Consider the following 1100-nt stretch of genomic DNA (forward strand, 5'->3'; position numbering starts at 1 on the left):
ATGACCATCCGCTTCGCCATCTGGGACCAGGTCACCGGCGCTGCCGGCCAGCCCGCCGCAGCCTGAACACCGGCCCGAAACCCGACCCCCGCCACACCCCGACGCACCGTCAGGCACTCACACACCCAACAACGTGACAGCGCCGATCGTTGATCTACCAGGTGGTCCCGTTGCGCTGTTCAACAAGGCTTGACGTACAGCTCGGGGGCCAAACGCAACGGTGTTGACTTTGCGGCTGGTATCTGTGCTAAGACTGATGAGGCCGAGAAGGAGTGGGATGGACATCGTGTACGCCGCGCAGACGGACTCCCTCGACGAGTTCCTCGATGCGTACGACCCTTCGCAGGCGAACGCCGAGGTGAAAGGTCGCAGCATCCTGATGGGTGCGTTGACGAACGTGGATCCGAGTGCGCGCAGTGCGATCGCGACCCGCCTGCTCGACGACGGCGCTGACGCGACGACGGCCAGTGGCGACGTGAACGCGCTGCATGCACTGCTCGGCAGCGCTCGGCTCGCTCCCGAGCTCGAGGCGCCGCTGCTCCGGCGATTGCTCAACGATGGCGCCGACGTCAACGCTGTGGCGAAGGACTACGGCACGCCGTTGCAGCTGCTCATGAGCCAGTTCGTATACACCGACGAGGCGCTTGCGCCGTTCTACGACGTGCTGTTCGCGCGAGGTGATCTCGACCTGCTGATGATCTGCGCCTTTAAGAAGTCGGCGTACGTCATGGCGGTGAAGAGTAAGCGCCGACAGGGGCTCAGGGCGCGCATGGAGCAGTACTTGGACATTCACGGCATCGAGATTCCCGAGGTGGTCTGAGTAGGGTCGGGGACTGGCGCGGTGGCTTCCGCTCCGTTTCCAGCCCCCGCCGCTCCGCTCCGCGTCGTCGACTACCTGCCCTGCTTGTCGCCCGTCGGCTGGGCTTGCCCAACGCACCACCGTCCGCCCCCTGTTTCGCCGTGCCGGGCCCGGTGCCGCGGTCCCGTGCTCTGTCTCCCCGGTCCCCGCCCGCCCCCGGGTGCGCCGGGGGTAGTCGCGGGGCCGGGCCCGGGGTTTCGCGTAGGGTCGTCGACCGCCCGCTCTGGGCCGCTGCCTCACC

Annotated in this window: 1 protein-coding gene; it reads left to right on the top strand. The window is 67.3% G+C overall.

What is annotated here, in order from left to right; genetic code table 11:
• The first annotated feature begins 277 nt into the window (after positions 1-277).
• Entirely contained in the window at positions 278-820 is a 543-nt protein-coding gene (locus ACWCQ6_RS37455; RefSeq protein WP_451097002.1) for a hypothetical protein, read from the top strand.
• The last annotated feature ends 280 nt before the right edge of the window (positions 821-1100 follow it).

The sequence above is a fragment of the Streptomyces sp. NPDC001880 genome, assembly GCF_053594575.1.

Bases quoted from the DNA above. Each gene is read 5' to 3' on its own strand.
- ACWCQ6_RS37455 (WP_451097002.1), top strand. From the start codon at position 278: ATGGACATCGTGTACGCCGCGCAGACGGACTCCCTCGACGAGTTCCTC.